Raw genomic sequence first — 13937 nt, 5'->3', positions numbered from 1 at the left:
CTCTCTTAGGCCTGGACCTGAGCCAAGTATTCGCTGAACAGACCCGCGTTTTCCTCGTCGGGTTCGTGAGTGCCGAACAGCAACGCTCTGTCGAGCAACGTGTTGTTCAGTTCGCACGAGGTCTCGGGTGCGAGCACGCACGCGTGGCACGCCGCGAGATTGAGCGCGTCGCTGCCTGAAGCGGTCGACTCGATGCAGACCGGATCGGATGAGCACCAGGAGAGTCGGATCAGTCCTTCTCGGACGGCGCTCGCGAACTGCTTCGGATCTGCTTGAGAAGCAACGCCTCCGAGACTGCCGGCCGAGTCCGAGCTCGCCGTGTAGATGAGGATGCCTGCCATCTCCTCATCGACAAACAGACGTTCGCGCAGTGACGATGCCGGGTAGCCGGCATCGAGGGAGAGCTGGTCGATGAGGACGTGTGCGAAGGTGTGGAGGGCGACCTTGACGATATCAACCTTCATGGGCGCCTTCTTGAACTGCTCTCCTTGCTCGTTTGCAGCAGCCTGAAGCTGTTTCCTTTGCTTCTCAGCGAACGGCTCGTCTGCCCACGAGCTAAGCGCATCGCGGTCGAATGCCAGAAAGATTCCTTCACCGATCACTTCGATCGCTGGAAGCCAGTCCTTGGGTTCCCCAGAGAGCTTGCACATGCTATCGGGGTCGACCGCCCCGCTTAAGCGAGAGAATCCATACAGAGCCCGTACCTCTCTTAGACGGGTCACTTTGCGCAAGTCCGTCACTACCGCCGGGACCGGCTCGGGAAAGACACCATCAGATGCAGTCTTCTCGCAGACGAAATCCGATTCGTCCTTGCCCGCTTCCCTACCTTCCAGCAGAGCACTGAACTCCTGCTTCCGAAGCTGGTCCTCCCCGATCGCTTCGCCTCCTTCGTCGCCGCGGCGTCGCTCAGACTCCGCAACGATCTGGTCAACCGTGAAGCGGCCTCGAGACTCCTCGGCAATGTTCCGCAGCAGCACGTCATTGACGGCTGCTGGATCCCTCAACGAAGTCCAATGTTTGTTCACAAACTTCGCCAGCGGCTCTGAATAGGGCGGAATCGAGATTGCCGATCGGACCGCTGGGAACCATACATTGGACGCACCACGTTGCAGAACTCGCGGAGTCTCCCCGCAGTCCTCCGCGTACTCCGGTCCCAGCCAAGGACGCTTGCCCTTACAGGTCAGGACTCCCTTCATGGCATTGAACCGCGAGGCTCCTTCCAGCGACCGTTCCTTTACACCGCAACTGCACTCGAGGACCAGGTCCTCGAGCGATGAGGTCCGGCCGAGCGACTTCATGACCATCTGATGCGTGTCGCCCGGTGTGGTGACTTGATGGTTGTGGAGCCATTGAAAGAATGGGAACTCATCGACATGCCCGCGCATGCAAGCTGTGATCAGGCGAAAAGGCGAAAGCGAAGCTCCGGAGGGCCCTAACCTTCGTTGGCACTTGCACTTTTCGGCGTTCCAGTCGCCGCCAAGATCATGAGTTCTGCCGATCTTGCGACAAGCCGGACAGATCTGCGTTTGGGGGAAACGGACCACCGGCACATCCCGAGTTTTCTTATCCTTCGGGCTGGCTGGGGGCATCTTGAGTTCGCGTACACCGAGAGAGCGTGCCAGCCTCGGTTCACTGACCATCGGTGCGCGATCTTCACTCCAGTAGTCGAGGCCTGCAATCATGAAACTTGATGTCTCCGAGGGGAAAAGACCGCCGATACCGTACGTGCTTAGCAACTGGCTACGGCGTGCCTTGGCGTCGATCTTGCTCATGCTTTCCCCTTCATGACCACTTGAAACAGGCCGCTCTCGGCGTCGACATCACGCATGCTCTGCAGTGTGGGCCACGGAACCTCATCCTGCGAATAGTCGATCTCGTCCTCGGTCATCGCGTCCTCCGGCGTGATCAGGAGTGAGGCCTCGTGATTAGTGTTGCGATACTTCATGTTCGGCCGCGCCTGGCCCGCATTCGCCCAGACGTCTAGCAGGGCATCGACCTCGTCGCACGTCGCGTCCAGCTCGTCCGGATTCACTAACGCAGCCCTGGCCTCGATCAGACCTGCAATCTCCCGAAGCTCATCCCAATACTGGTCCGCAAGGTAGGCGGCGTTGTTCACGGACATTCCTGGGATGAGAAGACGTGCGAGGGAAACCAAAACACCGTGAAGCCCTCGATCGCGAGCACGGGCTGCGAATGGTGTCGCGCTCGTCGCTTCGACCGCGCGGTAGAGAGCCTGATGAAAGGGCGTAAAGCTCTCATAATGGGACCGGTCGCGCGACCGTGCCGAATTGAAGATCGTGACGACCAGACCCGGATGTTGGCGGCCTACGCGGCTTGTTGCCTGGATGTACTCGGCGCTTGCCTGCGGCTGCCCCATGACCGTCATCAGGCCCAGCCGGTCGATATCGACCCCCACCGAAATCATGTTCGTCGCGAGGACGACATCGATCGGACGACTGTCACCGCCCACGCGATTCTCGAGCTGCTTGAGATTCGCTGGTATCTCCGATGACGGGACACGGCTCGTCAGCTCGCTCACAAGATCTAGGTCGCGTTTCGTGCTTCCGTGTCGGGTCGCAAGCAGTTCAAGACGCTCGCGAACGTCACCCTCGACCTGGAGGTTGGCGCTCCCCAGCACCCTGAGGCTGTTGAAGTATCCGAGAAGAGTCCAGTAGGGGTCTCGGGTCTCGTGTTCACCCTGGATATCCTTCGCCGCCTGTAGGAGAGCCGCGTACACCCGGACGAGAAGGGTGGCGTGGCTAGTTCCCGAAGCCATGACACCGACGTAACGCCGGGTACCGACCATCTTCTTGTCAGAAGGCTCTGCAAAGAACGACATGTCAGGATCAACACCAGGCGGCGGAAATAGTGCGGCCTTGCGAGCGAACACCGCCTCGATCTGCTTGTCAGCGCGGCGAATGGTCGCGGTCGACGCAATCACCTTCGGGCGAGCCCGATTTGTCTCGTCCTGCAGGGAACTCACCGTGCACGCGGAATCGACTGCGGTCTCGTATAGCCCGACCATCGAGCCAAGGGGACCCGAGATGAGGTGCAGTTCGTCCTGGATGATGAGCTCAGGCGGGCTCCCTTTGCCATCGCGGGCGAACAGTTTTCCGACGTGGTCGTTCCAGCTCATCATCGCAAACTTGTCTACTGTACCGAGGATCAGCTCTGGCCTCGCCTCGTACACGTCGTCGTCAATGAGGTGCACCGGCAGCCCCGCACGGAAGTCGCAACGGGATTGCTTGCACGCAACAATCAGCCGGTTGTGCGGATCACGTTTGACCTTATAGTTTTCGTGGGTCAATGGTGCGCCACACCATGGACATTGAGTAAGCTGAACCGGATTCTCCGATTGCAGCTCTTGATTGTTCGCCAGCTTTCGAAGTGAGGCTTTTGCGTCCTTGATACAGTTGGGAGTTGCGCCTGATCCCACCCAAAGACCGATCGAGAAGCTGCGTGGTCCAAGTTCAGGGTTGTCTTTGCGCACCGTCTCCAGCGAACACATGAGCATGGACGCTCGTTCGAATTGCTGAATTGTGAGCAACCGCAACGTGTATCGCATGATGACAGCTACACCCATCGCGGACGAGTTCTTGATCCGCCGAAGGAAGATCACGAAGGCCACCAACCCGAGATAGGCCTCCGTCTTTCCGCCACCGGTCGGGAACCAGAGAAGGTCCGCCACGTCTCGGTCATCGTGCTTCGGATCGGCGATCCCCGGCAGATTGAGGAGGACGTAAGCGATCTGGAACGGGCGCCAAGCCGACTCTGAACCGTCGGTCAGTTCCCCATCCTTTGCCCCCGAGCGCACCCAGTCCTGTCTTGCTCGTTGGAGCTGCATTGCGCGGTTGGCCAGGCGGAAAGCCTTGAATGCGTCGGGATCGTCTTCCAGGAGCCGGATGCCGGCATCGATACGGCCTGCGGCCGAGCGCATGTCGTCGAGATGGCCCTGCGCAATCGGCCGTAGTTCGGTGGCCACGGCCACCTTGCCGCTGTCGATGTTCTGCTCCAGGCCATCGATCCACTCGCGGTACTTGGCCGTCAAGCCTCGGAGGTTGGTTGTCACCACGTCGACCGGCTGGTCCGCCAGTGTCGCCATGCTGAGATCGATGCCTTCCAACCGCCCGGGCTTGGCTCGATGCACCTCGTGGGAGGGGATGAATGTCGTTGCGACCTTGGACACGCTCCCGTTCTGGATCGCGTCGAGGTCCCAGTCGGCCGCGCATCCGTGTCCGATGGCGAACGTGTAGGCGTGCCGATACATGAGCGCCGCACTGGCAAGATCCGGGTCCTGCTCGATATTGCGCGGTGCGGAGCGGTCGACTATGTCGGCGTTCTGTGTGTACACGGCGATGCCGACCTGGAACCACGCGAGCGCATCGCGGAGATCGCCTTTGACGGCCTTGTGGGTGTTGTTTAGCGCAACGGAGACCGTGACGATGCCGTTCCGTTCGGGTCGCACGTACCGGTACAGCTCGAGACCTGGCACGACCTCGGTGCGGTACACACCTGACTTGTCCAATTTCTGACTGTACGAGTGGCCGGTGAGCGGAATTCGCTTCCAGTCCAACGCTGCCTGATCGTCGTCGACGGGCTGTTCGTACCTTGCGGCAGCGGGCTCGATGGTGATGTGGCCCGCCGTCGCACGGACGGAGAATGTGAATCCGACAGACGATGGAAAGCGCATGCGGGCCTGGGCAATCGGGCTGCCATCGTCGGCCCCCTCTCCATCGGCCTCAGCGCCTTCTGGATCAGCTCCGCGCTCCTGCTCGAGCTCGTCTGGCAGCTCATCGTCTGCAGGGCGCGGCCACAGGGCGCCGATGATGTACCGGCTCAGTGGGGCTTCCTCGATGGTCTCGTTGTCGCCTCCCGCCGGCCCGATTAGGTCGGCTGTCAGCGCATCGACCATCTCATCTCGGAACCTGTACTTCTCTGCGAGTTCCTCGTGTGTGCTCATCCCACTGCCTCCATCACATCCCACATCGGCCTGGCCAAGCCCACTACTCGTGGGACCAGCCAGAATCCGCCCGGCCCGACGCCGGCTTTCTCGGTGATTCCCGGGTCGCCCGCAGCCGTCTCTACCGAGACAAGCATCAAGTCGGTGAGTTCGGCGGGCCAGACACCTGGCTTGACGTTGAACGCCTTGGCGAACGCCGCGCCAAAGTCGTCGCTGGTTCTGCCGATCGGCACAGCGTCGACGGTCAGTGTGTAGATCGGGAACTCGATGTCTGTGCGTTCTCCATCGATGACTGCTCCGACCGGTGTTCCGGCGCGCACCGTCTGCAGCGTGCTCTGAATGTCGGCTGCGTCCCGCTCCCCGGCGCGTGTAGGGCGAGCTGCATACACGTCACCGGGACCGAACTCGATTGCTTTTGCGCGGGATTTACCGCGCGGTCCGTGCCGCTCTTGAAGTCGATTCGGTAGCCATCTGTGCTCGCGTATCACCGACCACTCGCGCGGTTTCGCCGGATGAACGATCACTACATGGTCCCGTGCGCGCGTCAGCGCGACATACCGTTCGCGAACCCGGGCCCACGGATCGTTGTCGACGGGTTCGTATCCGTCGTCGACGATGAAGACGTTCTCGAACTCGAGCCCCTTCGCCCGGTGGATCGTCGACACGATGATGTCGGCGTCGTCACCCTGAGTGAGCGTAAGAGGTACGGTCGCGGACCTGATCCGGTTGCGTAGTCGGCCCAAGTCGATCTGTCCTTGGCTGCGCGAAGAACCCTCGGCTGCTTTCAGCAGATACCACGCGTCATCGCTGTCGAGGTCCGCGACCACCTGTTCGAGTCTTGTTTCGACGTCGCTGCGCGCGACGAGCGGACCCGAGAGTTCGCCGAGTGCGGGGGCGATCCACCGCGCAGCACCGAAGGACTGTGCGGGGCGACGGACGGCGTGTTGGACACCCTGGTCGGCCATCTCCCGGGAGATACGAAGTACGCCCGCGTTGCTCCGACAGAGGATCGCCGTCCTCCCCGCGTACAGGCTCACGAAGCCCCAGTCCTCGACGCGCTCCATCTGTGGCAGGGAGTACTCGAAACTTTTCAAGCGGTCGAGCGCGGCGTCCGCGTCATCAAGCGCGCGGAGGGCCGGTGCAAGTTCGATCAGCCTGAGACAGTCGTCGCCACGCGCTCGGTAGTTGCGGGCGAGCGTTACCTTTTCGGCACGATGCGCGGTGGTCAGCCGCTCGTAGAACTCCTCGAATGAGGTCACGCTCTTCGAGGCATCCAGAACGAAGTCGTAGATCCCCTGTAGGGGGTCTCCGAGGACAGTGAGTCCCGCGGCATCAGGAAGCTTTGCGAGGATCTCGAGAACGAAGTCGGCCCGGTCCCCGACCAAGTCCTGTACCTCATCGATGATGACGTGCTGCAGCTCTTCGACAAGATCGGGCGCGTCCTCTGAGTCACGCAGGAGCTGCGTGGCCTGCCGGATTCGGTCATCGAAGCTTCCTGTCGGCTCGATGTCCCAATCAACCAGCAGCTGTGAGGCGAACGAATCGAATGTTCGAACGTTGACTTCTGCCATCTCGCGGAGCACCAGTCGCGTGCGAACGGCGTGCACAGCTGCGCGGGAGAAGCTGAGCACAAGAAGTTCAGTCGACGCAGAGAGCGCTTCGGACTCGATCAGGTGAGCAAGTCGTGACGCCACCACCTCGGTTTTGCCCTGGCCGGCACCTGCGACCACGACAAGCCGCTCGTCCACGTCTGCCTCGGCGACGCGGCGTTGATCATCGTCGAGCAAGGGCTGGGTGTCGTCCATCATCATCTGCATCTCATCGTCTCGGCCCAGGATGTCGGCCCGGTTGGCACGACTGATCCACGTTCACGTCTACAGCACTCACGCGGATAGATGCGAAGGTCCCGAGGAAACTCCGGTTTCGCGCTGTGTGCCTTCGACAGTTCTACCGTGGCCGACCGACAGTTCCGGAGATATGGCCGGCGCGGGTCGGAATCGGCTCGACAAGCGCCGCAATGATTTTCGAACATGCGATCGACTCGGCGAGACCTGATCGCGACCCGTGTCGTTCGAACGGTGGACATCGTTCAGACGGGTCGAGCTCAGCGTTTCGGCCGCTCCCGGAGTGAGTCGAGCAGCCTGACGATGTCCTCAGCGACTGCCTCCGGCGGTTCGTGTTCCCAGTACCGACGAACTGTCCAGCCGCGTTCGGTCAACATCCCATCTGTACGTCGGTCGCGGGCCTTGTTCATCTCGAGTTTCTGGGCCCACCACGCGGCGTTCGCCGCAGGCCGTGTTGCGTGTTCGGGACAGCCGTGCCAGAAGCAGCCGTCTATGAATATCGCCAGCTTGAGCCCGCGCCATGCAAGGTCAGCGCGGGTGCGCAAATCTGGCTCAACTTTGACGTCCGTTCGAAAGCGCACACCACGTGAGTGGAGCGCGCGCCGCACCTGTGTTTCGGCAGCCGTGTCCTTGCTGCGCTGCCGGCTCATCCGGGCGCGGACGGACTCCGACGATGCGCGAGGCCGGTCGCCCAGCGGACTCGGCGCGTCGTCGGATGGCATGTGGGCAGTTTAGGGGCGCCACGGTGTCGGCCGTTACGCCTGGTTCAGCGGCACCAAGCAACCACGACGAAATCGGTCAGAGTACGAACTGGCTCCCGTTGCGCGCAGCGACTCGGGCGTGCCCTTGATATCCCTCCGTACGCTATGTAACAGAGCACGAAGGCTCGGCGATTACGCGACGGGGCCCGGTTGTCGGGCCCCATGATTTGCTCGGCCTGCCGACGTCAGTTCTACATACCCCCGGAGAGACATGCGTAAGAACGCCGACCCATCGTCCACGACCACGCCTTCTGAGGGTGACTCGTCACACGCATTGGAACTCACCGAGAAGATTCTCGGAATGGCTGTCACGGGCGTCGGACCGTTCAAGTCAGCAGAGACGGTTGCCGAGGAAGTGCTCCGTACTCACAAAGATCCCGAGGTCGCGATCCAGAGGCTACTCGCGTCGCACCGGCGAGTTGTGGGTGCAACCGGATTCGCAACCGGCGTCGGAGGACTCGTCACAATGCCGGTCACAATCCCGGCCGACGTGACCACGTTCTATGCGAACGCGGCCCGCATGTGCGCTGCTATCGCTCACATACGCGGATACGACATCACATCGGACGAGGTGAGGAGCGGGATTCTGATCTCGCTACTCGGTGCGAGCGCAGGTGCCGCGGTGGGGGCCGTCGGAATCGAGATCGGCCACAAGATCGCAATCGCCCAACTGACCAGGCTCCCGGGGTCCGTTCTCATCAAAATCAACAAGGCGGTGGGCTTCCGGCTACTCACCAAGTTCGGAACCAAGGGTGCCGTCAATCTCGTAAGAGTGGTGCCGTTCGTCGGTGGTGGTATCGGTGCAGGCGTCAATGTCGTGACGCTCAACGGGATTCATCGCTACGCAAGCAATCTGTTCACCCCAGTCGGCCAGTAGAAGGTTCCGGATTTCGTCGCGCCGAGCGAAGCACCCGGTACGCCAGTAGAGGCCACTCGCCCGTTCTGAAGAGTTTGGAACCGGCCGCACTTGAACGCCCGAACAGTCGCACCGAGCACATCGCAGGTCAGCACCGTAGCGGAGCCGAAGAGCTGCGAGCCACCGTCCTCCCCGGGCCTACCGAGCATGCACAGAGCTTCGGGCGCCGACTCGAGGCAGCGGTCGACTCCTGCAACTGCGGGACGGCACGGTCTCTGCAGGACGTCGGGGACGAACCGAAGGGCGTCGAGTGAAGTTCCGTGCACTCGACCGTCGCGTCGCGAACTGACTCGTACGGAAACGCCGGTCTCTGGAGCAGGATTCTGCTCGGTCAGCAGTTCAAGTAGCGAACCGGGTTCGCTTCCCCGGCCTTATAGAGGTGCTTAACTTTCGTATTCTTGTAATCGGCTGCAAGCGACTCAGCTACATCACCCTGGAAGCGCCAACGGTCTGGCGGCCTATTCTGGGGCTCGGTTGTCCACGCCCCGTTGACGACCCAACCAGGCTCCCAGCTATCGATTCGATACACCTCGCGAATGATCCCTTGGGCGACTGCAAAAGCGTATCGAGCGTTTTGCCTTCTCTCGCCCAGACGCCACCATTGACGAGTGGCATCGTACAACTCGATCGCGTCCATGGTGGGCTTCCAAAGTCGCGGAATCTTGATCAGCAACGCAGGAACAGTAATTGGCGGCGCCTGCGCGTTAGTTATCACACTCGACGCCGAATCAAGGTCGACGCTGGCCAATCCGCCTCCCGAAGCGTTTGACGCGACGTTGAAGTCGCTTAGAGTGAAAAACTGATTGTGCAGGGCAGGATCGACCAGAGCGAGCATAGTGGTTATAGCAGCTGCGATCCCCGAAGCAACGCTCGCAGATTCCAAGCCACTCCGGATGATGAAGCCGTGGATCGAAGTTTCCTGGGTACTGGCAGCTACATGCGTGTGTTGAGTCGGACCTACGTCACTCCGCTCCCACTCCCTTTGCAGATGTACGGCATGAGTGAAGACACGGTCTCCGTGGCCCTCGCCGACGAACAGCACCCGGCCAGTCGAGGCATCGCGAAGCGCATACACATACCAGCCGGCACTTGGAGTGACAAGGTCGGCCAATGTCCGAGGGTTTCCTGGAGGTGGCGAAATCCGAACCCCGATAGACGGTCCGACTTCCCATCCCTGTCTCGGGTCCAAGTGTTCCGCATAAGCAATTGGTAATGCTTGGTGTTGGTTGACGCGTTCAAGCATCCGTTGGTACCAACTCGTGTAAGCAGGGTCAAACCCCACCCCTTTGTTGGTGAGCTGATTCAGAATCAACTCCGCGACGTGTTCGGGGTGGGTCGTGCTGTGAACGCGTACTCCAGCGATCCCTCGCCCATCCGCGGTGCTCCAGCCGAAGCTTGCTTCCCAGTTGACCAACGTCGGATACCCAACGTCGTCCATGTTGTCGACGGCAGTGACGTTCACTCGCCAGTACGCACCGGACGGTGATACGCCAGGGAGAATCCGCAACCGAGCATGACCGCGAAGATGCAGAACCGCCACAGCGGAGAGAATCAAACGCCCGACATCGGCGGCCGTGAACTCGTCGTCATCCGGGTCTCGCATAACGACATCCTGCCGCAGTGCGCGCACCAACTGTGTCATTACGACGAACAGCGCGCGGAACGATTTCTGTGCCCACGAGTCCGGTGGCTGGTGCTCGCGACGCGTGTCGAGGGCACCCGTGCCAGAAGCACCCTGTCGACGAACCCTGCGAGCTTCAGCCCCTTCAGGCTAGATCGGCTCGTGGAGCATGACAATCTCGAGCTTGATGTCTACCCGGAAACGGATTCATCGAACATGTGGCACACGACGGACAGCGAGTTCGGGCTCGGTGATGCGAGTCTTCCGCTGACTCATTCTCGACTGGACTAATGGGCAACTCGCAGGCGGACGGTGCGGCGACCGCCTGCGAGGGGGTCGCCGCGACACGGACGTTTGACCCACTAGATGTACTGACCCGGGACGTTAGGTACGGCGTTCGGCGAGTCGACGTGACATAGGGAAGACCTCCGAGTGAGGTGTGGAGCTGTCTAGGAACCGCTCCTCAACCCGGAGGTCTTCGTGTCTCACCGTAATTCACCGTTGTCCCCGACTGGTCGGTTGCGTCTGGCTCGGTGCGTCGTGGACGACCGGTGGCCACTGCGTCGCGCGGCTGATCGATTCAACGTGTCGGTCACCACGGCCAAACGGTGGGCCGACCGCTACCGCGAGGCAGAGTCAGCCGGAATGGTCGACCGCTCCAGCCGACCCCGGTCGTGTCCGCATCGCACCAGCCGGCGCCGGGAACGCCGGGTCGTCGGGTTACGCGTCTCCCGCCGCTGGGGGCCTGGCAGGATCGCGTTTCACCTGGGGGTGAACGTCTCCACGGTGCACCGCATCCTGACCCGGTACCGATGCCTACGGTTGTCATGGACCGACCCCGCAACAGGGGCGCCCGTACGTGCCCGCAGACGCGAGATTCATCAGTACGAACGCCAAGCGCCCGGAGACTTGATCCACGTCGACATCAAGAAACTCGGCAGAATCCCCGACGGTGGCGGACACCGCATCCACGGCCGCGCCCTGGGCGCCCGCAACTCCAGCGCCCACCGCGAGCCCGCACGACCCCGCAAAGTCCACGGCCGCCCCAACCTGGGGTACGCGTTCCTCCACCACGCCGTCGACGACCATTCCCGCTACGCCTACTCAGAGATCCTCGGTGATGAGAAGAAGGAAACCGCGACCGCGTTCATGACCCGGGCAGTGGCGCACTTCGCCTCTATCGGTGTCACCACCGCGCGGGTGATGACCGACAACGGGTCATGTTATCGGTCCCGAATGTTCCGACAGTTGTTGGCCGACAACGGGATCAGGCACAAGTGGACCCGCCCGTACCGGCCGCATACCAACGGCAAGGTCGAACGCTTCAACCGCACCCTGCAGGAGGAATGGGCCTACGCCCGCCCCTACCTCAGCGAAACCGAACGCGTCGCAGCCTTTTCCTTCGCATCTACAATCACGAACGCGGCCACACCGCACTGCGAGGCAACTCACCCGTCAGCCGCGTACCCAACCTGGCGGGTCAGTACAGATAGACGACCGTCGCTCTTAGAACTGGACCAATCTTCGAACTTCACACGCGGCCGTAGTCTCGACCAGTCCGTCTCGATAGCATCGCTGGAGCAGCCGACACCCGATCCTCCGTCGGGGCCCTTCGAACTTCGGTCGACATGTCTTCCGGAACGTAACCGTCGGAATGTCAGCAAGTCGGACAGGGTAACCGCCCCAGCGGCCGTTCCGATGGTTGGCTACAATTGGCAACCGGTAAGTAAAGCAACGGGGAGAATGGTGACAATTCAGATCGAGAAGTTACGAAGTCGATTCCGCGCAACAGCTGTGCCACACATAGAATCGATTCGGTTTCCACACTTCAAAGCACTTGAGAAAGACCTCAACATCGATTTCACATTTCCCATTACCGCACTTGTGGGCCAGAACGGATCCAACAAATCATCAATTCTTCATGCACTGGATTGCGCTCCGGGCCGACGCAGTATGTCGAACCATTGGTTCTCGACCAGTCTAGACCCAATAAACCGGCTAACCAAAAAGGACCAACATCGGTTTATCTATAGCTACATCGCACGAGCCAGTGATGGAACGTCACGTTTAGCAGAGGTACGAAAATCTCGAGTTACGAAAGAGTTTCGAAATGATTGGATCCCTCAGGCCTTGCGGGGCCAGAAGGATCCAGACTATTGGGAACCCACGAAGCGTGTCGATATTGACGCAATGGCTCCTTTGCCTACCGATAGTCTTTTCGATAGCTTCATGTCCCCGACGAAGGATAGGTGGAATGCCCTCAAGAAGCCAGTCATCTATCTCGACTTTCGTGACGAACTGTCGGCATACGACAAATTCGTTCACCATACTGCGGCCGACCAATGGACTAGAACATCGACTGGGCGGCGCTACCGGGTGATAACTCGATCGTACGAACTATCCGAGGCTTTTACCACCATGAAGAGGGTGGGCGACAGAATCCTCGAAAAGCCAATCGAGTTGTCTTCGGATGCTACAGCATCAGTATCTCAAATACTTGGCAAGAAATTCGATCGCATTCGCCTAGTTCGACACAAGTGCTACGGCGTCGAGGGATACTCGGCGCTTATTACTCTGGCAGGCAAATCCTACTCCGAGGCCCATGCAGGGAGTGGTGAATTCGCCGTTGTCAGGCTGGTCGCGGAAGTCTCGGAAGCCCCGGAATCGGCACTAGTTCTTTTGGATGAGCCGGAAGTCTCCCTGCATCCCGGCGCGCAGACGAGACTCATGGACTACATCGGAAAGATGTGCTTGAAGAAAGGACTCCAGGTGGTCCTCTCTACTCATTCCCTCTCAATTATTCAGGGTCTTCCTCCAGACGCAATCAAATTGCTGGGGACGAATGGTCAGGATAGCACTGTCAGACTGTTGTCAGACCATACATATCCCCATCAAGCTTTCTTCAATCTCGGGTACGTAAGTACACGAACTCACGCGAAGGTACTGGTCGAGGATAAGTTCGTGGAAGAGATCGTCAAGACGGCAATGCGTGTCCACGAGCCCAGCACGCTGCAGTCCGTTGAACCAACAGCCGTCCCCGGTGGTGCAGACCGAATTATTCGTACCGTCGTTCCTACGCTGGCAGTAGCGGGAACGACCGACACCGTCGTTCTCTTGGATGGTGACCAGCTCAAGGCCCTGCCGGAGGGATCAGGTAACCCGCACGAGCCCACATGGGATCGCATCGATGAACTCCCCACCGATGCGTCTACCCCCGCTGAAGCGGCAGCACTCGTGAAGCGATGGCGGGAGCTCGTTGAGGAAATCCTCGGCACGGGATCAAGCTTCGAGATTTACGGGCGGGATTCCGACTCTTTCCGGTCGGATAAGACCGAAGTATCCGAGATCAACCGGAATCTCCGATGGTGCCGGAGTCACGTCCGATTTCTCGCTGGCTACGTTCCCGAGGCAATGCTCGCCCATGAGTTGGACGATCAATACGATCTGATGACACCAACGAGCGAGGCCAAGAAGTATTTCGTGCATCTTGCCGAACAAGATATTGATCCAGAATACGAGCGCGTTACTGCAGAAGACATTCTGGCAAAACAGAAAACGTGCCTAGTTCGCCTCGCAAAGAAAAGCGGCGCGAAGAGCGCGTTGCTGCAGTCGGCGTACGATGCCGTCCGAACCGCATTGCAGGATGCACCAGCAGACCTCTAGGGATCGACCTGACTGTGCCTTGCTCGCCCACCAGGTTGGCCTTCCGCAGGGCAGTTAGGCGAATACCGCATCCTAGTTTGGTCAACATCTGCTGGTGCTGACGAACGAGATCCTCTGCGAGGTCCGACTTGCGCTTGATGCTGTCCCTGGCTGCCAACCTAGCTGTGGTGCG

General features: G+C 60.3%; 8 protein-coding genes and 1 pseudogene. 4 read left to right on the top strand and 5 right to left on the bottom strand.

Annotated elements, in window-relative coordinates:
• Window positions 1-5: 5 nt before the first annotated feature.
• From drmB to MHN80_RS01020, 4 genes are all read right to left on the bottom strand, one after another.
• Entirely contained in the window at window positions 6-1772 is a 1767-nt protein-coding gene (gene drmB, locus MHN80_RS01035; protein WP_239398827.1) for a DUF1998 domain-containing protein, read from the bottom strand.
• Window positions 1769-4960 (bottom strand): helicase-related protein, encoded by a 3192-nt coding sequence (locus MHN80_RS01030; protein ID WP_239398825.1) that lies wholly within the window; start codon window positions 4958-4960, stop codon window positions 1769-1771. The genes drmB and MHN80_RS01030 overlap by 4 nt, the downstream gene beginning before the upstream one ends.
• On the bottom strand, window positions 4957-6771 hold the full coding sequence (locus MHN80_RS01025) for a UvrD-helicase domain-containing protein (RefSeq protein WP_239398823.1): 1815 nt from the start codon (window positions 6769-6771) through the stop codon (window positions 4957-4959). Before MHN80_RS01025 ends, MHN80_RS01030 begins: the two co-directional genes overlap by 4 nt.
• 293 nt (window positions 6772-7064) lie before the next feature.
• The gene (locus MHN80_RS01020; protein WP_239398821.1) at window positions 7065-7526 is read right to left on the bottom strand and encodes a very short patch repair endonuclease; all 462 of its coding nucleotides are present in this window, start codon (window positions 7524-7526) and stop codon (window positions 7065-7067) included.
• Window positions 7527-7776: 250 nt separating this feature from the next.
• Here MHN80_RS01020 and MHN80_RS01015 point away from each other — a divergent pair, with 250 nt between their 5' ends.
• Window positions 7777-8442 (top strand): EcsC family protein, encoded by a 666-nt coding sequence (locus MHN80_RS01015; protein WP_239398819.1) that lies wholly within the window; start codon window positions 7777-7779, stop codon window positions 8440-8442.
• A gap of 370 nt (window positions 8443-8812) precedes the next feature.
• Here the strand turns inward: MHN80_RS01015 and MHN80_RS01010 are convergent, their stop codons facing one another.
• Entirely contained in the window at window positions 8813-9943 is a 1131-nt protein-coding gene (locus MHN80_RS01010; protein WP_239398818.1) for a hypothetical protein, read from the bottom strand.
• A 51-nt stretch (window positions 9944-9994) separates the two neighbouring features.
• Here MHN80_RS01010 and MHN80_RS01005 point away from each other — a divergent pair, with 51 nt between their 5' ends.
• The 3 genes and pseudogenes from MHN80_RS01005 (at window position 9995) to MHN80_RS00995 (ending at window position 13765) form a co-directional block, all read left to right on the top strand.
• A complete protein-coding gene (locus MHN80_RS01005) occupies window positions 9995-10393 on the top strand; it encodes a hypothetical protein (protein WP_239398817.1) in 399 nt (132 codons plus the stop codon).
• A 189-nt stretch (window positions 10394-10582) separates the two neighbouring features.
• Window positions 10583-11595 (top strand): annotated as a pseudogene (locus MHN80_RS01000) (IS481 family transposase).
• Window positions 11596-11800: 205 nt separating this feature from the next.
• The gene (locus tag MHN80_RS00995; RefSeq protein WP_308219738.1) at window positions 11801-13765 is read left to right on the top strand and encodes an AAA family ATPase; all 1965 of its coding nucleotides are present in this window, start codon (window positions 11801-11803) and stop codon (window positions 13763-13765) included.
• Window positions 13766-13937: the final 172 nt, after the last annotated feature.

The sequence above is a fragment of the Gordonia sp. McavH-238-E genome, assembly GCF_022348225.1.
GTDB lineage: Bacteria > Actinomycetota > Actinomycetes > Mycobacteriales > Mycobacteriaceae > Gordonia > Gordonia terrae.
This window is presented reverse-complemented; position numbering and strand designations above follow the sequence as displayed.